Here is a 23,350-nt window from a genome sequence, read left to right on the forward strand (position 1 = left end):
GCTTCCGGACGGGTCCCGTCGCTCCCCGGCCACGCGCCCCCGCGGGCGGGGAGCCGGGGCTACGCTCGTCGCATGACGAAGCGCGTTCCCTTCGACGAGGCGCTGCTGTCCACCGTGGGCGCTCCCCGCGCGGTGAAGCTCCTGGACAGCAGTCCGCGGTCACGGGTGTGGCGGGTGCGGCTGGCCGGCCCGCGGACGGTGGTCGTCAAGCAGATCACCGACGGCGGGGACCCGGGCGCCGACGCGGACACCCGCTTCGCGCGGGAGGCCGCCGGCCTGCGCCTGGCCGGGCGCGCCGCCGGGCCCGCCGTGGCCCCCGCGGTGCTCGCCGTGGACCCGTCCTCGCGGCTGATGGTCCTGGAGCACGTCGACGACCTCGGCAGGACGGACGACTGGATGCCGGGGTACGCCGAGGCGCTCGCGCGGCTGCACGCCCTGACCGGGCCCGCCGACGTGGGCGCGCTGCCGCCCTGGCGGGGCCCCACGGCGGCCGACGCGGAGTCCTTCCTCGCCCTGGCCCGGGCGCTGGACGTGCCCGTGCCGTCCGGGGTCCCCGGCGAACTCGCCGGCCTGCTGGAGCGGCTGGAGCCCACCGCGCACCACGCGCTGCTGCACGGCGATCCCTGCCCCGGCAACGACCTGCGCACCGCCGAGGGCGTCCGCTTCGTCGACTTCGAACGGGCCTCGCTCGGCAACGGCCTGGTCGAACTCGCCTACTTCCGCATCGGTTTCCCGACCTGCTGGTGCGCGATGTCGGTCGCCGCGGCCCCGCTGACGGAGGTCGAGGACGTCTACCGCGCCACCTGGCGCGGCCTCACCGGCAGGGACGTGCCGGGCGACCTCGCCGACGCGTGCGCGGGCTGGCTGATCCAGGGCGACGCGCTGGTCGAGCGGGCCCACCGGGGGACGGCCGACCAGCTCGCGCGGGTGCCCGTCGAGGACTTCGCGTGGGGCTACATCTCGGCCCGTGAGCGGCTCGTCCACCGTCTGGTCGTGGTCGCGGGCCTGACCCGCGACCACGACCACCTGCACGCCCTGGGCCGCCTCTGCACGGCCCTGGCCGGCCGACTGCTGGCACGCTGGCCGGGGCTGCGCCCCCTGCCGGCGCACGACACCCGCCCCTGGTACTAGGCCACGGGCGGCGGGCCGACCGGGCTACTTGCCGGCGGCGAACTTCCGCACGAGATCGGCCAGTTCGGGCGCCTGGTTCAGCAGGGCGGACCAGTGGGTGGCGGGCAGCTCCCGGCGTTCGAGGTGCGGGACCCACTCCTCCAGCCCTTCGCTCAGCGCGGAGCTGACGAAGGCGTCCTTGGTGAGGGTGACGAGCTGGACCGGCACCTCGGTGGGGCGCCGGCGGGGCCTGCGCAGCCGCTGCCGCATGTTGGCCCGGTACAGCTCGATGCCCCGCACCGCGTCGGAGGCGATCGTGGCGGCCGGGTGACCGGGGCGGGGGCTGACCCCCTGGAACACCCGCAGCACCGTGCCCCACCGGCGGGCCAGCCCGAACTTCCAGGCGGCGGGCGCCAGCACGGGCACGTGGAACAGGTAGATGTACCAGGAGGACACCCCCTGCACGACCAGCTGCCTCAGGTGACGCGCGGTCGGCCGGCGCACCCTGCGGCGCAGCCAGAACCCCATGTGGTCCAGGCAGGGGCCCGACATGGTGGTGTACGAGGCGATGCGCGCCGGGGCCTGCGGGTCCGTCACCGCCTCCCAGGACTGGATGGACCCCCAGTCGTGGGCGACGACGTGCACGGGCCGCCCGGGGCTGGTGGCGTCGGCGACCGCGAACAGGTCCTGGGCGAGGAGTTCCAGGCGGTATCCGGCCCGGTCCGCCGGGACCCCGGAGTCGCCCGCGCCGCGCACGTCGTAGCGGACCACGTGGTGGTCGGCGGCGAGCACCTCGGCCACCTCGTCCCAGACGCGGTGGGTGTCCGGGTATCCGTGGACGAGCAGCACGGTCGGCGCGGCCGGGTCCCCCTGCTCGTACACGGCCAGGGAGACGTCGCCGGAGGCGACCCGGCTGCGGCGCACGTCGGCGGCGGCGGCGCTCACCGGGCCACCGCCGAGGGGTACGCGCTCCGGCCTCGGCGCGCCGCGGCCGGCTCGTCGACGGGGAACACAGGGAACGCGGGGAACACCGGGAACGCGGGCGGCGCCGGGAGGGGCCGTGCGGTGACTGTGCTCATGGCAGCGGGGTCTCGCCTTCGTCGGTGACAGCGGGAGCGGTGGCAGCGGCAGAGGGGACGGCGGGAGCGGGGACGACGCCGGGGGCCGGCGCGTCCAGTGCGAGAAGGGTTCCCTCCTCCGCGCGGGAGACGCAGACCAGCATGTCGCCGGCCTCCCGTTCGGCCGGGGTGAGCCTGCGGTCGCGGTGGTCGACGGCGCCGGACAGCACCCGCACCTTGCAGACCCCGCAGAACCCCTGACGGCAGGAGTACGCGGTGGCCGGCTCCGCCGACCGCAGCACGTCGAGCGCGCTGCGGTCGGCGGGCACCGGGAGCCGTCTGCCGTCGCGCAGGAGCAGGGTGAAGGGCCTGCCGTCGACGATCGGCGCGGCGGTGAAGCGTTCGAAGTGCAGCCCGGCGGCGGCGCCTGCCGGGAAGGCCCGGCGCACCGCGTCGAGCATCGGCGCGGGCCCGCAGCAGTAGACGGCGGCGCCCTCGGGGGCGCGGGCGAGCAACGCCGCGGCGTCCGGGCGGCCGTCCTCGTCGTCGGCCAGCACCACGACCCGGCCGGGGTGCCGGCGGGCCAGCGCCTCGGTCTCCTCGGCGAAGGGCAGGGAGGCGCGGCTGCGGCCGGTGTGGACCAGGGTCCAATCGAGTCCGCGGCGGGCCGCCTCGTGGGCCATCGGCAGGACGGGCGTGATCCCGATGCCGCCCGCGAGGAGCAGGACCCGCTGCTCGCGGGCGAACGGGAACGCGTTGCGGGGCCCCGCGACCCGGACCCGGGCGCCTTCGGTCAGCTCGCGGTGCACCTCGGCCGAACCGCCCTGCCCGCCGGGGATCAGCCGGACCGCGATCCGGTAGGCGGACGGGTCGGCCGGGTCGCCGCACAGCGAGTACTGTCGCCGGCGTCCCGAGGGCAGGTCCAGGTCGATGTGGGCCCCCGGCTGCCACCGCGGCAACGAGGCGCCGTCCGGCGCGGCCAGCCGCAGCGCGACGACGTCGGGTGCGGCGAACTCCCGCCCGACGACTTCCAGTTCGCCGGGGCGCTCGCTCCGCGCAGGGCGCGGGCGGTCCGTGCCGCGGCGGCCGGCCAGCGGGACGTACCAGGACGTGATCCGCTCCAGGCCGGCCATCAGCCGGGACGGGCGGCCGTTCCCGTACAGGCCGGGCGGCGGGGTCCCCGGGGGCAGGGTGGGCATGCTGCGTTCTCCTGCGGCGATGTCGGTGGGCGGCGATGTCGGTGAGCGGCGGCGCCGGTGGGCGGCGGCGTGGGCAGGGGTGTCAGTGGGCGGCGGCGCGGGCCGCGGGCGAGGTGGCCAGGTACGCGACGGCCTGCGGCGTCGAGCCCTCCTGGCTGGGGTGGTAGCGGGGGCTGAAGTACCGCGCCACGGAGACGAACAGCTTCGCCGTGCTCGGCATCAGTCCCCGGCGTGCGGTCCTCGGCACGTCCCGCCAGCGCGCCTTGGTCCCGGGGGCGAGTTCGGCGTCGACGGACATCAGGTACCGGGCCCCGCGCACCCACAGGTGCACCAGCACCGTGGTGGCGACCGCCATCGTGCGGACCCGGCGCAGGTAGCCGGGGTCCAGGTGGCGCAGCAGGTCGTAGGCGACGGCCCGGTGCTCGACCTCCTCGGCGCCGTGCCAGCGCAGCAGGTCCAGCATGACCGGGTCGGCGCCCGCCCGGTCCAGCGCCCCGGCGTTGAGGATCCAGTCGCCGAGGAAGGCGGTGAAGTGCTCGATGCCCGCGATGATCGCGACCCGTTCGATCAGGTACTGCCGCTCCTGATCGGGGGCGAGGTCCGGCCGGTCGCCGAGCACCTTGCGGAAGAGGTACTCGATCTGGGCGACGTAGGGCCCGATGGGCACCTTCTTGGCGGCCAGGTGGTCGAGCACGCCCTGGTGGGCCTCGGCGTGCACGGCCTCCTGCCCGGTGAAGCCGAGGACCCGGGAGCGCAGTTCCTCGTCGGTGATCAGCGGCATCGTCTGACGGAAGACCTTCACGAACCAGCGCTCGCCCTCGGGGAGCAGCATGTGCAGCACGTTGACCACGTGGGTGGCGAAGGGTTCGCCGGGGATCCAGTGCAGCGGGAGGCCGTCCCAGTCGAACCGGACGTCGCGGGGCGTCAGCACCAGGTCGTCGTGCTCGTCGCGCTTCTTCATGAGGCAGCTCCTGGGCGGGCGGCCCGCCGGTCGATCTCCGGAGTTACCAACGGTAAGCGTTGTCGAATTCCTGTCAATAGAACCGGCCTTCGCAGTTCACCTCCCCGACCGGGGCGGAAGCGGACCGGGACCGGCCCGTCGGCGGCATCGCGTCCGGGCGGCGGCTCCGGCGACAGCCTCGTCCATGCCGCCCGGGTGGCCGCCGCCCCGTCATCGCCGCAACCGGGCCCGCAGTGCGTCGACGGACCAGTCGAGCACCGGCTGCAGGCTCTCCGGCCCCGGCCAGCCGTTGACCACGGCGAGCAGCGAGAGGTACCGCTCCCTGCGCGGGTCGTTCATGCCTTCCAGCCGGGTCAGGAGCCGCCCGCGGGACCGGCTGTCGTCCCGGCCTCCGAAGAGGTGCGCGCAGCCGGTCGTCAGGGCCGCGACGACCGGGTCGGCGCGGCGTGAGGCCGGCGGGATCCCGGCTGCCACGGCCGGCGCGGTCCGGTCGCGCACGATCGCGGCCAGATCACCGTGCCGGCTGGGGGGAGCGCCCGGGGTGCGCCCCGCCACCTCGTCCCGCGCGAGCTGTCGCACATGGGCGCGGAAATCCGGGTCCTCGGCCAGTTCGGCCAGCTCGACCCACGCCTGGAGCTGTTCCGCGTCGGGGTCGTCCGGCAGCTCCGGGGTCATCGAGCGCCTGATCCCCACGACGCCCGGACCGATTCCCGCACCGCCGAAGGCGGCGTCGAGGAAGTCGGCGATCAGCCGTCGGCGCTGGGCTTCGGTGAGTGTCGCGAGCCTGTGCATCAGATGCGTCTCCTCGGGTGTGGCCCCTCGTCTCGCCACAGCGGTCAACACCGCGCGCCGCAGGCGCAGGACGCGGATCTGCGCGTCCAGCGCCTCGGCATGCGTCGCGGCGACCTCCGACAGCGCGAGTTCCCGGTCCATGACCTTCCGGATGGCGGCGAGGTCCAGGCCCAGGTCGCGCAGGGTCAGGACGAGGTCCAGGCGTGCGACGGCAGGGTGGTCGTAGAGGCGGTAGCCGGCCGGGCTGCGCTCGGTGGGCGGTACGAGCCCGCAGTCGGAGTAGAACCGGACGGTCTTGACCGTGGTGCCGGTTCGCCGGGCCAGCTCGCCGATCGAGTGGAGCGTGTGGCCGTTCATGTCCTCCACCTTCGCGTCTCCCCCCACGGGAGACTCAAGCTCCGGCGCCCGCAGGGGCTGTCTTCCACGGCACCGGGCTCACGGGCCGGCGGTCAGGGCTGGGCCCGGAGCCGGCCGTGGGCGGTCAGTTCCAGGTCGACGAACGCGGCGATCATGGCCCGCCAGACCGCCTCGGCGACCTGCGGGCTGAGCCCTGCCCGCTCCGCCTCCGTCCGTGCGGCCGCGACGACGCGCTCGACGCGGTCGGGCGCCCGCACCGCCTGCTCGTCCTTCTTGAAGCGGGCCGCGGCACGGACCAGTTCCTCGCGCCGCGCCAGCAGTTCGACCAACTCGGTGTCGAGCGCGTCGATGCGGTCGCGTATCTCGTCCAGTGAGGCGGGGGTCCCGGGCTGCGGCATGGCCCCATGCTTCCAGCCCCCGCCGGTGGGCGGGGCGCTTTCGCCCGCACGCCGGGCGCCTCGCCCGTTCCGTCCGGCAGCCGCCGCCGTCCGGGCACGGAGCAGGGCGACGGCACCGCCCCCGGGCGGTGCCGGAAGCGATGCCGCTGCGGGCCGGGGCCGCCCGGTCAGTGCCCCCGGGGCCGTCCGCCCCCGCACAGGGCCCAGACGACGAAGGCCGCCAGCACGATCACCACCACCGACCACAGGGGCGAGTACGGCAGGGAGAGGAAGGAGGCGACGACCAGGAAGACGGCGACGGCCACCCCGGCGACCCGCCCCCACCGCTCCCGGCGGAACAGCCCGAGGGCGACGAGCACGCCCAGCACGCCCAGGGCCAGGTGGATCCAGCCCCAGGCGGTCAGGGTGAACCCGAACACGTAGTGCGGCGCCGCGACGAAGACGTCGTCCCCGGCGATCCCCATCACGCCCCGCAGCAGGTCCAGGACTCCGGCGAGCAGGAGCATCACGGCGGCGAAGAACCACAGGCCGTCGGAGGTCCCCGCTCCCGCCGTGCGGGCCGGCCGGTCGTGCTTCCGAGTCATGGTGTGCCTCGTTTCGCGCGTGGGGCGGACGGTCGGGACGCGGTGTCCGGACGCTCAGGAGCCGGGGGTGGCGGAGGACGAGGACGAGCCGGGGGCCGCCGGGCCGTGGCCGCTCAGCACCAGCTCCTTCGCCCGCCGGAACTCCTCGTCCGTGATGTCGCCCTTGGCGCGGATCTCCGACAGCCGGGCCAGCTCGTCCACGCTGCTGCGCCGCCCGCCGTCCCCGCCGTCCGCGAAGTACTCCCACAGTTCCTCCCGCTGTGCCCGCGCCCGGTCGCGCTCCCGGCGGCCCATGCCCTTGCCGCGGATCAGCACGTAGAGGAAGACGCCCAGGAAGGGCACGAACGTGCACACCACGAGCCAGCCGGCCTTCGCCCAGCCGCTCATCGCGTCGTCCCGGAAGATGTCGAGGACCACCCGGAACAGCAGGGCGAACCACATCACCCAGACGAAGAAGACGAACATGGTCCACAGGGCGCCCAGCAGGGGATAGTCGTAGGCCAGATAGGTGGGGGTGTTCATGTCCGTCCTCCGTCCCTCGCCGCTCCGGGAGGGTTTCTCCCGGCAGCGGAGGTGTACCGGTGTTCAGGGTGCGCGCGGCGGCGGCGGTCCGGCCTCACCCGGCACGGGTGACTCGGCGGCCGCCCGGCCGCGCCACGTCGGTGCGGCCGCGCCACGTCATTCCGGGAGCTGCCGCATCTCCACCACCCGCAGTCCCAGCGACCGGCAGCGCGCCAGCAGGCCGTACAGGTGGGCCTCGTCGACGACGGGGCCGTACAGCACCGTCTGCCCGGCCATCACCACGTGGTCCAGCTCCTGGAAGGTGCTGGCGAGCGTCTCCGACAGGTGTCCCTCGACTCGGATCTCGTAGCGCACGAGGTGTCCTTCCCCGGATCAGGCGTCTCCGGCAGGTCCGACGGTGCCCTCTCCCCGCGATACTCCACCCCCGCTCCCCCGCGTGCCTCACCCCTCGGAGGTGACCGTCACCCGGTACGCGGGTCACCCGTACGCGGGCCGGTCACTTGAGGACCACCTTGAAGGAGATGATCAGCAGCCCGAGCAGCAGGTTCACCGACGCGGTGACCGCGACCAGACGCCAGGGGGCGCCCGCGCTGCGCGCCGCGGCCACCGACCAGCCCACCTGCCCGGCCACGGCCACCGACACCGCGAGCCACAGGGAGCCCTGCACGTCCAGACCGAGCAGCCCGCCGGCCGCCACCGCCGCGGCCGGGGGGACGGCGGCCTTGACGATCGGCCACTCCTCCCGGCAGACGTGCAGCACCGTCCGGCGGTCCGGCGCGTGCCGCGCCAGGCGCGCCCCGAACAGCTGGGCGTGCACGTGGGCGGTCCAGAACACCACGCCGGTGAGCAGCAGGAGCAGCACCAGGTGCAGGCGCGGGAACCGGCCCAGGCTGCCGGCGCCGATCACCACCGAGGCGGCGAGCAGGGATCCGTGGATGCCGCCGGTGTAGTCCTGCCGGGTCCGTCCCGCCCCGTCCGGTGCTCCGGGGGTGCCTGCGATCGTGGACACGGGCCTCTCCCTTCAGGGTCGTCCCCGTCCGTCACCGTCGTCGTCCGTCTCCCGGGCGCGGCCCAGGGCCAGTCGGGCGACCTTCCGCCAGTCGGTGACCGTGGCGCGGGACGGGCGCAGTCGGCGCCGGCGCGGCACGCGGACCCGGAGCGCGCCGGGCTCGACGCGGCACACCACCGGCGACGGCAGGACGGCGTGCTCGCCGTCGATGCCGACCGGCAGGGCGGTGTCCGTGGCGGACGTGACGACGACCTGTTCCGCGGTGAGCCGGACCAGGCCCTCCGCGTGCGGACCCCGGACGAGTCCCGCGGCCTGGGCGGCGTCGGCGACCCGTACGCCCACCACTCCGAGCAGTCCCGTGTCGAGCCGTTCGCGGCGCCCGGGGGAGGCCGCGTCGACGGCGCGCCCGTAGGGGTTGTTGCTGACCAGCAGGGCCTGGAGCCCGTCCACGCCGACGTCGCCGGCCCGCATCCGCAGCCGGGGCGCGTCCTCGCCGGTGAGGAGCGCGGGCAGGGCGCGCAGGGTGGTGCCCGCCTTGGCGTCGCGGTACGCGGGGTCGGTGACGACGAACCCGTACACGCCGAAGGAGGCGTTGTTGACGAAGACCCGGTCCGCGGCGAAGCCCAGGTCCACCCGAATCTCGGTCCCGTGCGCCAGCGCGTCGAGCGCGCCCGCCGGGTCCTCGCGGTCCAGGCCGAGGTCGAGCGCGAAGTGGTTGCGGGTGCCGGCCGGGATCACCATGAACGGCACGTCGTGGCGCGCGGCGACCTCCGCCACCAGGGCCTGGGTGCCGTCGCCGCCCGCCACCGCGAGGAGGTCGGCCCCGTCGGCGACCGCCTGCCGGGCCAGTGCGGCGACGTCCTGGCTCCCGTCGAGCAGGACGACCCGGCAGCCCGCCGCCTCGGCCCTCTCCACCAGGTGGAAGCGGCCCACCTTGCCTCCGCCGGAGCGCGGGTTCATCAGCACCCAGGGCGCGCGGGGCGCCTCGGTGGGGGCCCGCCCCCGCTGCCGTGCGGCGGCGGAGGCCGCTCCGGGCCCCAGGGCGGTGCGTGCCGTCGTGGAGGCGAGCGCCCACAGGGCGAGGGACAGCAGCGCGGGCAGGAGCATGCCGACGACGGCGAACAGGACCAGGACGGCGACCGGCGCGGCCACCGCGAGGAGGGCCCCGAGGGCCCGCAGGACGCCGGTGTGCGCCAGCATCCACCACAGGCCGGCCGCGGCGAGCGCCAGGCCGGCGAAGCCGAGCAGCGCCCACAGCACGCTCCGCAGGCCCGCGGCGACCAGCGGCACCGCCGCGCTCGCCAGCAGGGCGAGCACGGCGAGCCGCGCCCGTGCCACGGGGCCCACGAGCGCGGGGGCGGCTGTCGCCGCCCCCGTCGCCGCGGGTTCCCGTCCGGCCTCGGTCCGGTCCCGGTTCCCGCCGTCAGGTGTCACCGGTCGTCCCGCCTTCTCCGCGGAGGACACCGGACCTCAGCGGTCGAACCCGGCGTCGCGGTGGACGCACAGGGCCCAGATGACGAAGCCCGCGATGGCGATCATCACCAGCGACCAGATCGGGTAGTACGGCAGCGACAGGAAGTTGGCGATGATCAGCAGCGCGGCGATGGCCACGCCGGCGACCCGCGCCCAGGTGGCGTCCTTGAACAGCCCGACGGCGAGCAGGATCCCGACGGCGCCGAGGATGAGGTGGATCCAGCCCCAGCCCGTCAGGTCGAACTGGAACACGTAGTTCGGAGTGGTGACGAAGACGTCGTCCTCCGCGATGGCCATGATCCCCCGGAAGAGGTTGAGCAGGCCGAGGAGGAACAGCATCACGGCGGCGAAGGCGGTCAGGCCGCTCGCCCAACCCTGCTTGGCCGTGTGCGCCGACCGGGTCTGAGTGGTGTGGGACGCGCTCATCGTGCACCTCGTTTCGTGTGGTCCGGACGCTCGGCGACCGGTGGGTACCAGGTCAGCGTGGACCGGCGGACCCCGCTCGGGCCTCACCCGGCAGGGGTGAGCCGCGCGGGACCCGCGGGTGGTGCCATGGAAGGGCCAGTCGCCGTGTCCGCACGGGTCCGCACGGGTCCGCGCAGGTCCGCGCAGGTCCGCACAGGTCCGCGGAGGTCCGCGGAGGTCCGCACAGGTCCGTAGGAGTCCGCACGGCTCGCACGGTCCGCACCACCAGGAGGCCGGACGATGACCGAGTCCAGCGCTTTCACCCCGTCCCTGTCCCCCGCCGAGCGCGCGGCCCACGGAAGGGACGCGCGCGCCCGGGCTCCACGGTCGGGCCACGGCCGGTACGAGCCGGCGAAGGGGCGTTTCGACCCGATCCGCCTGCTGGAGGAGCAGTCGCGGTCCCGGGTCGCCGAGCTGGTGCCGATCCGCTACGGCCGCATGCTCGAGTCGCCGTTCCGCTTCTACCGCGGCGCCGCGGCGATCATGGCGGCGGACCTCGGGCCCCTGCCCGACACCGGGCTGCGGGTGCAGCTGTGCGGTGACGCCCACCCGCTGAACTTCCGGTTGCTGGCCTCCCCCGAGCGGCGGCTGGTCTTCGACGTCAACGACTTCGACGAAACCCATCAGGGCCCGTTCGAGTGGGACGTGAAGCGTCTGGCGTCCGGGTTCGTGACGGCGGCCCGGGCGAACGGCCTGTCCGTCCGGCGGCAGGACGAGGTCGTGCGGGCCTGTGTGCGCGCCTACCGGGAGCGGATGCGGCAGTTCGCCGGCATGCGCACCCTGGACGTCTGGTACGCGCAGGACGACGCCGACCGGATCCGGGAGCTGGCCGCGACGGCGGACGCGGAGGCCGGCCGCCGCACCGCCGTGGCCGCCGACCGGGCCCGCACCCGGACCCATCTGAAGGCCTTCGCCAAGCTGACCCGGATGACGCACGAGGGCCGCCGCATCGCCTCGGACCCCCCGCTGCTCACCCCGCTGCACGAGCTGCGCGACCGCCCGTCGGAGGCCGCGCGGGCGCAGGAGATGCGGGCGGTCCTGGACGGGTACGCGGCGTCCCTGCCGCCCGAGCGCCGGCACCTGCTGCGGCACTACCGCCTGGTCGACATGGCGAGGAAGGTGGTCGGCGTCGGCAGCGTCGGCACCCGCTGCTGGGTGGTGCTGCTCCTCGGCCGGGACGACGACGATCCCCTGCTGCTGCAGGCCAAGGAGGCGCAGGAGTCCGTCCTGGCCGACCACGTGGACGGCGAACGGCACGAGAACCAGGGCCGCCGGGTGGTGACCGGCCAGCACCTGATGCAGACGACCAGCGACATCTTCCTCGGCTGGACGCACGTCGTGGGCCTCGACGGGCAGGAGCGGGACTTCTACGTCCGCCAGCTGTGGGACTGGAAGGGCATCGCGCGGCCGGAGACCATGGACCTCGAGCTGCTCGTCCTGTTCGCCCGGCAGTGCGGCGCCTGCCTGGCACGGGCCCATGCCCGTTCCGGCGATCCCGTCGCCGTCGCCGCCTACCTGGGCGGCGGCGACCGCTTCGACCGGGCCCTGGCGGAGTTCGCCCAGGCCTACGCCGACCAGAACGAACGCGATCACGCGGCGCTCCGGGCCGCCTGCGCCTCGGGCCGCCTCCCCTCACGGCACCTGTGAGGGGGAGGCTCACGGCACCTGTGAGGCGGGCGGCCCGGTGGCGGCGGTCAGAGCAGCCCGAGCTCGCGGGCGCGGCGCACCGCGTCGCCGCGCCGGTTCACCGCCAGCTTCCGGTAGACGCTCTTGAGGTGCGACTTCACCGTGTTGACCGACACGTGGAGGTCGGCGGCGATCTCCTCGGTGGACATCATCCCGGCCAGCCGCACCAGCACGTCCCGCTCCCGCCCGCTCAGCTCGGCCGCGACGAGGTCCGGGGCCGGCGAGGGCGACGGCGACGGCCGCTCCCCGTGCCGCACCGACGGCCCGGGCGTGAGCCAGCCCGCCGCCAGTTCGCGGGTCCCGCCGGAGGCCAGGACCGGCCGGATCCACGCCCCGGCGTCGAGGAAGGGACGCCGCAGCTGCTCCCGCCGGGCGTCGAGGAGGGCCCGCTCGACCAGCTTGCGCGCGGTGGCCCCGTCCCCCGCGGCGTCCGCCGCCCCGGCGCGCACCAGCGCGGCCCGCACCGCCACCGCCGGACCCGCCCCGCCGTGGGCGCGCAGACCGTCGAGCAGCCCGGCGGCGGCCTTGGCGCGCCCGGCGGCGAGCTGGACCGCCGCCGCCTCCACGGCGCAGGCCGGCTGGTCGCCGGGCACGCCGTCGAGCAGGGCCGCGGCCGCGTCCGGGCGCCCCTCGGCCAGGTGGGCGGCGGCGGTGACGACCGCCGCGTGCCCGGACGCCCACGGCGAGGCTACGACGGCGGCGACCGGCGCGTCCACGGCCTCGGCGGCGGCCCGGGCCTTGCCCTCGGCGAGCAGCAGACGGGCGGTGGCGAGGGCCCTGGCGGCGGCCGGCACCGGGTCGCGGGCGCCCGTGCCGAGGTGGCCGGACGCCGGGTCGGCCGCGCCGAGCAGCTCCCTGGCCCGGTCCAGCTCGTGACGGTCCACGGCCACGACGGCCAGCACCAGCCGGGCGAGGCCGGAGCCGGAGGGCCCGGCCAGTCCTGCCCGCTCCTCCTCGGCCAGCGCGGCCGAGGCTCTGCGCTCCGCCCGGCCGGTCCAGCCGGTGAGGTGGTCGAGCAGCGCCAGGTGTGCCAGCGCGTCCTCCCGGGGCAGCACGGTGGAGGGGCCGGCGGGGGTGCGCACCACGGCGGTCAGGGCGGCGCGCGCGGCCTCGAACCGTCCGGCCCACAGGCGTGCCGACCCCACGTGGGTGAGCAGGAGGGCGGTCAGCTCGGGGTGCTCCGCCAGGAGGCGCTCGGGAACCTCCCGCCGCAGCTCGTCGGCGGCCCGGGCGGCCTCGTCGGCGCGCGCCGGGCTGCCGGACAGCCGTGCGGCCAGCGCCTCCAGCAGCGCGCGGCTGAGCCGTGCGGCGGCCGGGTCGGGCGTGCCGTCGGCCAGGCACTCCTCGGGGAAGCGTCCCTCGGGCAGGCCCGCCTCGACGCGGCGCAGGCGGGCCACCGCCCGCTGCGGGTCGCACCGTGACAGGTCGCGGGCCGCCCGCACCAGGTCCGTCGCGGGCGTCCGGGCCTCGGGCGTCATGCCGGAGAACAGTTCCGTCAGGTCGCCGGCGCGCAGCCCGGTGAAGAGGCGGCCGATGGCGAGGTCGCCGACGAGCGCGCCGGCCGCGAAGTCCCACTCCCCCGCCGCGGCGCTGTGGGCCAGGGTCTCCGGGAGGAACCCCGACCGGTGCAGCCACCGTGCGGCCCGCCGGTGCAGCTCCGGTTCGACGCCGGGCAGGCGCACCCGCAGGTGGGCCCGCAGGATCTCGCCGAACAGCGGGTGGAGCCGGTACCAGGAGTGTCCGAGGTCCTCGACGAAGGCGTTCGCCCGGTGCAGGTCGACGAGCAGCGGCTCGGCGTCGACCCGGCCGGTCAGCGCGTTCGCCAGGTCGGGGCAGAACCGTTCCAGGACGCTCACCCGCAGCAGCAGGTCCTGCGTCCGCTCCGTCCGCCCCTCCAGCACCTCGGCCAGCAGGAAGTCCGCGATCGCGCTGTGGCCCGCCTCGAACTCCTTCAGGTAGCCCTCCGGGTCGGCGCTCTCCCGCGCCGCCAGTGCGGACAGGCCGAGCCCGGCCGCCCAGCCGCGGGTGCGGTCCACCAGGGCGCGCGCGGTCGGCGCCGTGAGGCCCAGTCCGTGCAGCTCCAGCAGGGAGACGGCCTCCTCGGGCGTGAACGCCAGGTCGGCGGCCCGGATCTCGGTCAGTTCGCCGGCCGCCCGGTAGCGGTGCAGGGGGAGCAGCGGCTCGGTGCGGGTGACCAGGACCAGGTGCAGGCAGGGCCCGGCGTGGTGCAGGACGAACTCCAGCTGCTCGGCGACCTCCGGGGCGTCCACCCGGTCGAACTCGTCGAGCACGACGACCACGGGCCGCCCGCCCTCGTCCAGCTCGGCGGCCAGCGCCGCCAGCAGCCTGCCGTCCATCTGGGCGGCGTCCGCCGGGAGCGGGCCGGGGCCGAGCGCGCCGCAGCCGCGGAGCGCCCTGAGCAGGTACGCCCAGAACACGCCCGGCCGCTCGTCGCCCGCCTCGACGGTGAGCCAGGCGACCGGCTCCCGGAGGCCGGCGACCCAGTCGGCCGTCAGCAGGGTCTTGCCCGCGCCGGCCGGCCCGTCGACCAGCGTGAGCGGGGTCCGCAGCGCCCGGTCCAGGTGCCGCAGCAGCCGCGGGCGCGGCAGGTAGGTGGCGGGCCGCACCGGCGGCACGATCCGGGTCCGCAGGAACGGGTCCGCGGGCCATTCCTCGGCCGGCCGGATGGGCCTGGTCCGCCCGGTGGGCCCGGTGGGCCCGGCCGGCTCCGCGGGAGGTCCCGCCGACTCCGGCGGCTCCCCGGGAGGTTCCAGCAGCACCGGCGGCTCCCCAGGAGGCTCCAGCAGCACCGGCGGCTCCCCGGGAGGCTCCGGCGGCTCTGGCGAGGGCTCCGGCGGCGGTGCCGTCCCTCGCCCGGCGTCCGGCTCCGCCTGGGCGTCCGCCGGCCCCTCGGCCGGCGGTTCCTGCACCGTGCTCGCACCGGTATCCGGCACGGCGCTCGCACCAGGACCCGGCACCGTCCCCGCATCAGGACCCGGCGCCGGGCCCGCACCGCGATCCTTCGCGGAAACCGCCCCGCTCCCGGCCCCGTGATCGCTTCCACCCCCGGTCCCGCTCCGCTTCTCTGCCACAGCGCTCACCACCACTGTCCGCAGGGCATGGGACGCCCGGCCACGTCTCCAGCATCCCAGCCCTCCGGCCGCCGCGCGCGGCGTGCGAAACGTGTGCGGTCCGCGCGCCGGACCCCGGCACCGCAGGCCAGGAGCACGGAGCCACGTCACTCCAGCAGGGCGGCCGCGTGCCGGCGTGCCTCCCCGAGCCATGCCTCACGGGTCGCGTCGTCGGAGCCGGTGACCGTCCGGAACACGACCCGGCGGACGTCCTCGACCCCCACGTACGGCAGGACGCACGCCGCCCAGATCCGCTCCAGCGGATCGCCGAACACGGCGTCCTCCCTCTCGGCGGGGGTGTCGGAGGTGTTCAGCACCAGCGCCCGGCGGGCCCGCAGCATGCCGTCCGGCTCGCCCTCCGCGGTGCCCAGCTTGTACGCGACGCCCGGCACGAACACCCGCTGCACCCACCCGGCCAGCACGGCCGGCGGCATGCCCCACCAGTTCGGGTGGACGAGGACCAGGACGTCCAGCGTGGCCACCTCCGCGCGGTGCAGCGCGACCTGCTCGTCGCCGTCGTCCGCGGCGCCGGTCTCCACGGTCCCCGTCTCCCGCGCCGACAGCACCGGCGGGAACCCCTCGGCGCACAGGTCGTGCGCGACGACCTCGCAGCCGCGGCCCCGCAGCTCCCCCACCACCGCGTCGAACACCGCGTGGTTGAAGCTCCCCGCCCGTGGATGAGCCAGGTACACCCCTGCCCGCATCGCCACTCCCCCGTCCCTCGTCGTCGGTCGTCGTCCCTCGTCGTCGGGCCCGACTGTTCCACCGCGGCAGCGCCGCCACAACGGCCCGCCCGCCGGGATCGACGACGGCCCCCGGAGCGCGCCGTGAGCGCGGGTCCGGGGGCCGTCGTCGGCGGCGGGCCGTCGGTCAGCCCCAGGCGGGGGCGGTGAACATGCTGGCCGCGTTGTACCCCGCGTGCGGGTAGGAGGCCCCCCAGCTGACGGGCTCGGGCTGGGTGCGGGGGAAGTCCGCGGCCACCAGCGTCGCCAGGTCGAAGTAGGCCTCCCGGGTCCGCGACTTCAGCTGCTCCAGGTCCACCTCGGAACCCGCGGCGAGGTGCTCGTCGAAGGGGACGATCACGACGCCCCGGCAGCGGGCGTGGAAGTGGTGCACGACGTCGTCCACCCGCACGTTCCTGCTCTTCCGGCGGGCCTCGGAGATCACCGTGATGCTCCGGTGGACGAGGTCCTCGTAGCCGTGCGCGTTGAGCCAGTCCAGGGTGGTGCTGGCGCTGGTGGCGCCGTCCACGCTGGGCGTGGCGACCAGGATCAGCTGGTCCGCGTGGTCCAGGATGCCCCGCATCGCGCTGTGCAGCAGGCCGGTGCCGGAGTCGGTGAGCACGATCGGATAGTGCTGGCCGAGGCAGCCGATCACCTTCCGGTAGTCCTCCTCGCTGAACGCCGTGGACAGCGCGGGGTCCGCCTCGTTGGCGAGGATCTCCAGTCCGCTCGGCGACTGGGAGGTGAAGCGCCGGACGGCCATGTAGTTGTCGATGTTCGGGATCTCGGCCACCAGGTCCCGGATGGTGGCGTTGGTCCCGCAGCGCACCCGCCGGCTGAGGGTTCCGGCGTCCGGGTTGGCGTCGATCGCGACGACGCGGTCCTGTCGCTCGGTGGCGAGGGTGGCCCCCAGCGCGGTCGTGGTGGTCGTCTTGCCGACCCCGCCCTTCAGGCTGATGACGGCGATCTTGTGGCACTGGGTCACCGGGGTGCGCAGGACGGCCAGCTTCTGCTCCCGCTCCCGCTCCGCCTTCCTGCCGCCGATGCGCAGACGGTTCAGGCCGCGGCGCTCGCCGGCCCGCTTGCGCAGCAGACGGTCGGAGGAGAGCTCGACCGCGGCGCTGAGCCCCAGGACCCCGGCACGGGCGCCCGGGTCCGGCGCCGGCCAGTGCGCCTGACCGTAGTGCGCCTGCGGCCCGTAGGACTGCGGCATCCCCGGAGCGCCGTGCGGCGGCGCGTACCCGCCCCAGCCCACCTGCGGGGCGTGCGGGGGCGGCGGCGGGTGCTCCACGCCGGGGCCGGCACCCGGACCACCGCCGGGACCGCCGCCGGGACCGATGCCGGGACCGATGCCGTGCGCGACCGGCGCGGCGTGATGCTGCTGCGCCCCGCCGGGTGGCGGGGGCGCCTGCCCCACGCCGTTCGGGTGCTCCTCGGCCGGGGCCTGCGCGGGAGTGGGCACGAGGTCGGCTCCGTCGGATCCCTCCGGCCTCCCGTCGGGCGTGGGGCTGCCGCCGGAGGCGTCGCGGTCGTTGGTCACGGTGGGTCCTTTCGCAGGGGTGGGAGATCGGTCGGGCACCGGGTCGGCGGCATGACGACGGCCCTGTTCCCCGGCCGGCGGCAGGGTCCGGCGGCCGGACCGGAGGCGGGCGGCGTCCGCGCGCGGCGGACCGTCGAGGGCCACGGGAGGGACCGGCGGTCCCCCCGTGGTCAGGCGCCCGCCCCACGGCTCGGGCGGGTTGGCGAGGTGCCGTCGGCCGGCCTCCCGCCCCCGGCGGGCCGTACGGCCGACGTCCGCGGGGACGAGCGCGGGACGCACCCCGTGAGCAGGAGGGAGCGCGGGAGGTATCCCGTACGCGGGAGGCAGGGCGCGTGGCTCCGGGCCCGCTCCCGCCATCACGGCCACCCCCGTGTGGTCCGTACCGGACTCCAGCAGGCGTGGCGGCGGCTTCACCGAGCCGGTGGGAGCGCTCGGCGGGTAGACACGGGCGAGCATGCCGTCCTGGGTGAACGTCAGGCCGAGGGATATGAACTGCTCGACGGTCAGCACCCGCTTCTCCTCCCTCACGACGTGCGGGGGCGGCTGCCAGGCCGGGCCTCGTTCCTTGCCCATCACGGCCGACATCGCGTACGTGGTGTGGTAGCGCTCGTTGGCCTGCAGGGCGCGCTGCACGTCGGGAGGGACCTCGATGCGGCTGCGCACGCGGAACCGTCCGGCCTTCAGCCGCTGGGTCCGCTGCAGCTGCACCTTCAGCGGGCCCACGAACGAGTAGTGCTGCTGCTCGGCGTACTCGCGGAGCTTGTGCACCAGCTCCTCACCGAGCATGACCAGGCACGAGCTCTGCACCTCGTGATCGCCCGGGTTCAGCTCGATGACGAAGCAGTTGGGCACGATGACGCAGTCGCGGTCCCAGATCCTGGCATTGATGTCGCACTCGCGTTTGAGCGCGCCGATGTACTCCACGGGCTGGACCGCGGACTTGAACACTTTGGCGAACGCCCCGTTCACCATGGTCTCGAAGCTGCGTTCTATTTTGTCCAACGCCCCCACTACGGCCTCCGGGGTGACGATCCGCCGTGACTTGATCAGACGATCCGAAGAGATTGCGGATAGTGGTGATATAGCCACACAGCGTGATTAGACGCGGCGTGTCGCTGTAATTCACCGGATCGGTCGCCGGACCGGCCCCTCCCGGGCGACGCCACGCACACGCGCCCCGGACCGGCCGCACCCCGCAGGCGGCGGCAATCTCCCCGCCTTGCCGCTCCTCCCTCCGGCCGGCCGGGGCTTGTCGCCGGAGGAGATCGCGGGCCGCGAGGCCGGGGCGACACGGCCGGGCGCGCCGGCGCTCCGGCGGGCGGCCTCGAGGTCCCGTCACCTCGTCCGAGCACCGGTGCCGCACCGTCCCCGCCCCGACGCGCTGAGTGACGGCGGCGCTACACTCGCCCGACCGAGGGGATCACGGGGGTGACGGGATGGACGAGGCGCGCGCGAAAGCCGGCCTGCTGCGCGGGCGGTTGCCGCACAGCGGGCGCGGTCGGCTGCTGCTGACGTCGGCCGTGGTGCTCGTCCTGGCCGGTACCGGCCTCGGCACCTGGGCGGCGGACACCTGGCCGTGGCCGAAGGAACGTTACTGCTGGGGTGCGTGGGAGGAGGACAGCGGTCCCGGCTTCCTCGGCGACGAGGCCTTCGGCGAGGACGACGAGGGTTCACGGACCAGCGAGGAGACGGCTCCCACCCACGAGCGCCCGACCGGCAGCTGCGAGATCGTCATCGCCGCCGACTACACGAGCGGTTACGACGGCGACGAGGTCACCAGCGACGAGCGGGTGACCGTCGAGTACGGCCCGCTCCCCGAGGCCGCGGAGCCCCGCTTCGAGAAGCTGCGGGACGGCTTCCTGGGCGGTGACGTGGTCCCGCTCCCGGACGGCCTGCCGGGCACGGTGAACGCGCACGGTGGCCTGCTGGTCCTCCCGGAGTCCTGCGACACCGAGGACGGCCGGCCGACCGTCGTCACCCTGCGGACCTCCGGCGTCTACACCAGCGGCTCCTCGTACACGACGGACAGCCCGGCCGACCTGGGCGGCGCCCGGCAGGCGGCGGTCCTCCTCGTGGAGGTGGCCAACCGCGGTATGGCGGCCGCCGGCTGCGCGCCCGACGAGCCGCTGGAGGTCACTTCACCGCTCCTCGACCTGCCGGGTGCCGAGGAGAGCTTCATCGGCTCCGAAGAGGACGTCTGCGGCGTCCGCGGCCTGTACCTCGGCATGGAGAGGCTCGAGTACCGGATCGGCGCGTTTACCCGGGACCTGCAGACGTGCAGTGTCCGCAGCGACAAGGACGGCACGCCCTACCTGGACCTGGCGGCGGTCGCACAGCCCCGGCTGGCCGCGGTGTTCGACGGCGTCACGGGGCAGCGGCCGGTGGCCCGTGGCTGGCGCGGCACGGGCAGCCTCGGCAAGGAGTACGCGGTCGTGCGGGCCGAGTGCGCCGGCCGGACCGTCGTCCTCACGGCGAACGGCGTCTCCACCGACCTCCGCCATCTCGCCGCCTTCGCCGACGCGGCCGCTGCCCGCCTGGGCTGCGCCCCCATCGCCCCCAGCGACGCCAGCGACCCCGAGGGAGCCGACCGGTGAGCAGCACCGCGGACGAGTCGAACGCCTCCCCCCGGCCCGAGCCCGAGCCCGAGCCGCAGACCCCCCCGCCGACCTCCGGCCGTCGGCCGGGACACACCGGGTGAACGACCCCCACGCTGGTGGCACTTGGGTGTGCTGCTGCGCGGCCGGGTGCGCCCGTTGCTGGCCGCGGGCCTGGCCGGGATGCTTCTCGGCGCCGGCGCGGTGGCCTGGCAGACGCAGGCCGGACCGTTCGCGCCGGACGAGCTGTGCTGGGGCGCCCTGTCCCGCGACGACCTCGCGGCGACGTTCCGCGAGCCGGAGAACGTCACGGCGGTCGACGCTCCCGTTCTTCACAACGAGCAGTCGACGACCGGTCCCGCCGGCGGCTGCCGGCTCACGAACAGCGACGGCGACGCGTGGGCACTGACCGTCCGGGTGCACCGGCTGGACGACCGCCAGGGCGGCGACGACCAGTGGACCGAGGAGTTCCTGTCCGCTCGTCTCACTCCGCTCGGCGGGGGCCTGCTGGGCATGGCCTCGGACAACCGCGCCTGGCTCGCCCTCCCGGACGGCTGTCTGGGGCGCCCCGGCAAGGACGAGGGGCCGACCGTCGTGGACGTCGCCCAGGGCACGTGGGTCACCGACAGGGAGCCGGGCACCGAGGAGCGTGACGCAATGGCCCGCATCGTCGTGAAACTCGTCAACAAGGTCGGCGAGGACCTCGGCTGCGCCGGCACGATCGCCGATCCTGTCGAACGCCTGCCGGAGGCCGCTCGCTACACCCGCGGCGAGAAGCCTGACGCGCTCTGCGGCGTCAAGGGGCTGACCCTGCCGAAGGCGCGCCGGCCACACCAGGCTCCCCTGATCACCGTCGGGCACGGCCCCGTGCGCACCTGCGACCGGGACATCTCCCTCTCGCAGCCGAGGCAGCGCCTGATGACCGTCGAGGACCCGAGGCTGACCGGGATGTTCAGGAAGGCGGCGCTGTACGAGGGCGACCGGGTGCGCTCCGCCGTCGGGTTCGGCGGCCTCGGCACCAACCTCGGCATCTTCGTGGCCCCTTGCCCGACGGGCGAGACGGCCTTCGTCGTCCGTGCCTCGCAGAGCGGGGCGAGCGCGGACGTGCGCGACCTCTTCCCCCGCTACGTCGAGGCCGAGGCCGCCCGCCTCGGCTGCGGCCCGCTGGAACTGGAACTCCCGCGGCACGGCGAGGACCGCTGAGGACCACCGAGCCGCTGAGAACCGCTGAGCCGCTGACACGACTCCGGCCGGCCGCCGCCCCACGGCCCACGGCACGCCGGGGTCGTGTGAGGACTCCCCTGCATCGGACCGCCCTCGTGGGCTACCCCTCCGGGCGGTCGTGACGATCGTGACGGTCGCGCGCGAGGCCGGCCAGGAAGTCCTCGACCTCCTTCGCCGTCCTCAGCCGGTGGAAGACCAGGTGCGCGGCCCGTGGATCGCGCATGGCCTCCTCGTAACGCTTCTGGACGCCCGGATACGAGGACCACGCCCACCACAGGATGGAGTCCTCGCCGCGCCAGAACATCAGACCGCGCCACGTCTCACGGTTGCCGTTCCACAACTCCTGGCCGGTCGCCGCCCGCCGCACGGTCCGGCTCAGGGCGCGCCACAGCACCCGCCACCGGGAGGGGTTCACCCATACGACGGTGTCCGCCCGCTCCCACACCAGGGTGCCGATCTTGCTCTGGTAGTTGCCGTCCACGATCCAGGCGTCGGCTGCCGTGGCCCGCCGGACCCGTTCGCTCAGCTCCTCGGCCGAGGCCTCGGTCCAGCCGGGCCCCCAGTGCAACGCGTCCAGCTCGACGTGCGGCACACCGAGTATCCCGGAGAGCCGCCCCGCCACCGTCGACTTGCCCGACCCCGAGCACCCCACCACCGAGACCCGCCGCACCCCGTCCGCCCCCTCCGGCTCGACCACCACTCCGACGCGCCATTCAACCGGAACACCGACCGAGGGGCGCCCCTCCCCCTTGCCGGACGACCCTGTCGGCTCTGGGGCCATGACCAGTCGCCGCACGGAACCGCGTGACCTTTCGACGTCGGTCGAATCGATGGGACGTCCACGCCCCTGGTGCCAGCCTGATCTCCGTAAGGCAACGGCAGGAACGGCCAGTCCGACATCAGGAGACCTCATGATCTTCGTCAACCTCACCACGACCGACCTCGAGCGCAGCAAGGCCTTCTACACGGCGCTCGGCTGCGACATCAACCCCATGTTCACCGACGAGAACGCCGCCTGCGTCATCTGGGACGAGCACACGAACTTCATGGTGCTCACCCACGGACACTTCTCCCAGTTCACGGACAAGGAGATCGCCGACCCGCACAAGGTCGCCCAGGCGCTGGTGTCGTTCTCGCGCGACTCGCGGGAGCACGTCGACACGACCGTCGACGCCGGTGTCACCGCCGGCGGCCGCGAGCCGCGCCCCGCGCAGGACCACGGGTTCATGTACGGGCGCTCCCTCGAGGACCCGGACGGCAACATCCTCGAGTTCCTCTACATGGAGCCCCAGGCCGCCGAGCAGGGTCCGCAGGCGTACGTCGCCGAGCACGGCACGGGACCGGACCCCGTTCCCGGGCGGTGACCCTCCGCGGCCTCCGCTGCGGCCCGGCCGCGCTCGTCCGCCACGTCAGACGCGGTGGACGAGCGCGTCGCCGAGCGGCGTACGCGCGTGCAGCACGCGCCGCCCGGCGCGCCGGGACGCGATGAGCCCGGCGGCGCGCAGGGCGTCGAGATGGTGGGACGCGGTGGAAGCCGCTATCCCTGCCTCTCCCGCGGTCTCCGTCGTCGACAGCGGCGCGCCGAGCGCGAGGAGCACCGCCGCACGGCTCTCCCCGAGCAGGCCCGCCAGCGCGTCCGCCGAATCGGCACGGTGCCACACCTCGGACACACCGAGCGCGGGGTGGAACAGCGTCGGCTGCGCGGGCGGCTCCGTGAGCACCGCGCAGTGGCGTGCGAAGAACGACGGCACGAGCACGAGGCCCCGCCCCTGGCAGTCGACGACCTCCTCGTGCCGTTCCATCCGCACGCGCACGGTGTCGAAGCCGGTGTCGGCGCTCCACTCAACCGCTTCGCCGAGGTCGGCCGCCATCCCGGCCAGGCCGTCCGTGGTCATCCGTCGCACCCGGGAGCCGATGTCCGCATGCAGGATGCGTTCGATCTGCGCCCAGTACGGCGCGAGTGCGGTCTCCCACAGCGCCTCGACGTGGCGCACGATCACGGCGCGGATCCTCTCGGGATCGTCCGCCATCCTCTCGAGCGCGGCCCGCGCGACGCCGGCGCTGCGGACCGCGCGCTTGCGCAGGTCCACCGAGATCGGCTGGAGCGGCGCCTGCCGCAGTCGCTCGATCTCGTCCGCGGGCGTGAGATCCCACGACGCGGGCGAGGTGAACAGATCGGGCGCGTACCCGTCCTCGCCCACGACGAGGCGCAGCAACTCGAGGGTCTCCCGCGGGACGTCGGCACGCACGGCCCGGACCCATCCCCACTGCAGCGGCTGCTCCTGCGGCCGGCTGAGGGTTCGCACGGCGTGGACGATCTCATGCCCCGGCGACACGCCGAACCGGACGGTGGAGATGTCCTCCGATGCGAGACGGAACTCGACGTACTTCTGCGGCACGCCGAGCAGGCTACCGCCGACCCGTCTCAGCCGACCGACCGCGGACCGGCTCCGTCCGACGACTCCCGCCCCGCCTCGACGCCCCCTTGGCAGAGGCCGCAGCGTCAGCCCGGTCGAGGGCTCGGT

At 75.1% G+C, this 23,350-nt stretch carries 21 protein-coding genes; 5 read left to right on the forward strand and 16 right to left on the reverse strand.

What is annotated here, in order from left to right:
* Positions 1-72 precede the first annotated feature (72 nt).
* On the forward strand, positions 73-1,131 hold the full coding sequence (locus tag ACFRAV_RS21820) for an aminoglycoside phosphotransferase family protein (RefSeq protein ID WP_382557934.1): 1,059 nt from the start codon (positions 73-75) through the stop codon (positions 1,129-1,131).
* A 24-nt stretch (positions 1,132-1,155) separates the two neighbouring features.
* On the opposite strand, the gene ACFRAV_RS21825 is transcribed toward ACFRAV_RS21820, so the two are convergent.
* The 11 genes from ACFRAV_RS21825 to ACFRAV_RS21875 form a co-directional block, all read right to left on the reverse strand.
* Positions 1,156-2,055: an alpha/beta fold hydrolase gene (locus ACFRAV_RS21825; RefSeq protein WP_382557935.1), complete on the reverse strand. Its 900-nt coding sequence runs from the start codon at positions 2,053-2,055 to the stop codon at positions 1,156-1,158.
* A gap of 130 nt (positions 2,056-2,185) precedes the next feature.
* A complete protein-coding gene (locus tag ACFRAV_RS21830) occupies positions 2,186-3,367 on the reverse strand; it encodes a PDR/VanB family oxidoreductase (protein ID WP_382557936.1) in 1,182 nt (393 codons plus the stop codon).
* Positions 3,368-3,449: 82 nt separating this feature from the next.
* Complete coding sequence (locus ACFRAV_RS21835) at positions 3,450-4,328, reverse strand: metal-dependent hydrolase (RefSeq protein ID WP_382557937.1); 879 nt, start codon at positions 4,326-4,328, stop codon at positions 3,450-3,452.
* 210 nt (positions 4,329-4,538) lie between these two features.
* Positions 4,539-5,477: a MerR family transcriptional regulator gene (locus ACFRAV_RS21840; RefSeq protein WP_382557938.1), complete on the reverse strand. Its 939-nt coding sequence runs from the start codon at positions 5,475-5,477 to the stop codon at positions 4,539-4,541.
* A 92-nt stretch (positions 5,478-5,569) separates the two neighbouring features.
* Positions 5,570-5,875, reverse strand: coding sequence for a chorismate mutase (locus ACFRAV_RS21845; protein WP_382557939.1), 306 nt, complete (start codon positions 5,873-5,875; stop codon positions 5,570-5,572).
* Positions 5,876-6,042: 167 nt separating this feature from the next.
* Positions 6,043-6,459 (reverse strand): hypothetical protein, encoded by a 417-nt coding sequence (locus tag ACFRAV_RS21850; protein ID WP_382557940.1) that lies wholly within the window; start codon positions 6,457-6,459, stop codon positions 6,043-6,045.
* A gap of 54 nt (positions 6,460-6,513) precedes the next feature.
* Positions 6,514-6,981, reverse strand: coding sequence for a PLDc N-terminal domain-containing protein (locus tag ACFRAV_RS21855; protein WP_382557941.1), 468 nt, complete (start codon positions 6,979-6,981; stop codon positions 6,514-6,516).
* A gap of 156 nt (positions 6,982-7,137) precedes the next feature.
* Complete coding sequence (locus tag ACFRAV_RS21860; protein WP_108954570.1) at positions 7,138-7,335, reverse strand: hypothetical protein; 198 nt, start codon at positions 7,333-7,335, stop codon at positions 7,138-7,140.
* A gap of 142 nt (positions 7,336-7,477) precedes the next feature.
* Complete coding sequence (locus tag ACFRAV_RS21865; RefSeq protein WP_382557942.1) at positions 7,478-7,990, reverse strand: hypothetical protein; 513 nt, start codon at positions 7,988-7,990, stop codon at positions 7,478-7,480.
* Positions 7,991-8,002: 12 nt separating this feature from the next.
* Entirely contained in the window at positions 8,003-9,328 is a 1,326-nt protein-coding gene (locus ACFRAV_RS21870; protein ID WP_382557943.1) for a diacylglycerol/lipid kinase family protein, read from the reverse strand.
* A gap of 132 nt (positions 9,329-9,460) precedes the next feature.
* Positions 9,461-9,889: a hypothetical protein gene (locus ACFRAV_RS21875; RefSeq protein ID WP_382557944.1), complete on the reverse strand. Its 429-nt coding sequence runs from the start codon at positions 9,887-9,889 to the stop codon at positions 9,461-9,463.
* 279 nt (positions 9,890-10,168) lie between these two features.
* Here ACFRAV_RS21875 and ACFRAV_RS21880 point away from each other — a divergent pair, with 279 nt between their 5' ends.
* Positions 10,169-11,575, forward strand: coding sequence for a DUF2252 domain-containing protein (locus ACFRAV_RS21880; RefSeq protein ID WP_382557945.1), 1,407 nt, complete (start codon positions 10,169-10,171; stop codon positions 11,573-11,575).
* 47 nt (positions 11,576-11,622) lie between these two features.
* Here the strand turns inward: ACFRAV_RS21880 and ACFRAV_RS21885 are convergent, their stop codons facing one another.
* The 3 genes from ACFRAV_RS21885 to ACFRAV_RS21895 form a co-directional block, all read right to left on the reverse strand.
* Positions 11,623-14,301 (reverse strand): LuxR C-terminal-related transcriptional regulator, encoded by a 2,679-nt coding sequence (locus tag ACFRAV_RS21885; protein ID WP_382557967.1) that lies wholly within the window; start codon positions 14,299-14,301, stop codon positions 11,623-11,625.
* A gap of 551 nt (positions 14,302-14,852) precedes the next feature.
* Positions 14,853-15,449 (reverse strand): NAD(P)H-dependent oxidoreductase, encoded by a 597-nt coding sequence (locus tag ACFRAV_RS21890; protein ID WP_382557946.1) that lies wholly within the window; start codon positions 15,447-15,449, stop codon positions 14,853-14,855.
* Between the two features lie 166 nt (positions 15,450-15,615).
* Positions 15,616-18,009 (reverse strand): FhaA domain-containing protein, encoded by a 2,394-nt coding sequence (locus ACFRAV_RS21895; RefSeq protein WP_382557947.1) that lies wholly within the window; start codon positions 18,007-18,009, stop codon positions 15,616-15,618.
* 434 nt (positions 18,010-18,443) lie between these two features.
* On the opposite strand from ACFRAV_RS21895, the gene ACFRAV_RS21900 reads away from it, so the two are divergent.
* Both ACFRAV_RS21900 and ACFRAV_RS21905 read left to right on the forward strand, forming a co-directional pair.
* Positions 18,444-19,601, forward strand: a complete 1,158-nt coding sequence (locus tag ACFRAV_RS21900; RefSeq protein ID WP_382557948.1) for a hypothetical protein — start codon at positions 18,444-18,446, stop codon at positions 19,599-19,601.
* A gap of 132 nt (positions 19,602-19,733) precedes the next feature.
* Positions 19,734-20,804, forward strand: coding sequence for a hypothetical protein (locus ACFRAV_RS21905; RefSeq protein ID WP_382557968.1), 1,071 nt, complete (start codon positions 19,734-19,736; stop codon positions 20,802-20,804).
* Positions 20,805-20,925: 121 nt separating this feature from the next.
* Here the strand turns inward: ACFRAV_RS21905 and ACFRAV_RS21910 are convergent, their stop codons facing one another.
* Positions 20,926-21,525 carry an adenylate kinase gene (locus ACFRAV_RS21910; RefSeq protein ID WP_382557949.1) on the reverse strand — a complete coding sequence of 200 codons (600 nt, stop codon included), beginning with the start codon at positions 21,523-21,525 and terminating at the stop codon, positions 20,926-20,928.
* A 211-nt stretch (positions 21,526-21,736) separates the two neighbouring features.
* On the opposite strand from ACFRAV_RS21910, the gene ACFRAV_RS21915 reads away from it, so the two are divergent.
* On the forward strand, positions 21,737-22,189 hold the full coding sequence (locus ACFRAV_RS21915) for a VOC family protein (protein WP_382557950.1): 453 nt from the start codon (positions 21,737-21,739) through the stop codon (positions 22,187-22,189).
* 45 nt (positions 22,190-22,234) lie between these two features.
* Here the strand turns inward: ACFRAV_RS21915 and ACFRAV_RS21920 are convergent, their stop codons facing one another.
* Complete coding sequence (locus tag ACFRAV_RS21920) at positions 22,235-23,224, reverse strand: DUF5937 family protein (protein WP_382557951.1); 990 nt, start codon at positions 23,222-23,224, stop codon at positions 22,235-22,237.
* Between the last annotated feature and the right edge of the window lie 126 nt (positions 23,225-23,350).

Origin of the sequence: Streptomyces sp. NPDC056600 (genome assembly GCF_042792855.1) — a bacterium.
Classification (GTDB): Bacteria; Actinomycetota; Actinomycetes; order Streptomycetales; family Streptomycetaceae; genus Streptomyces.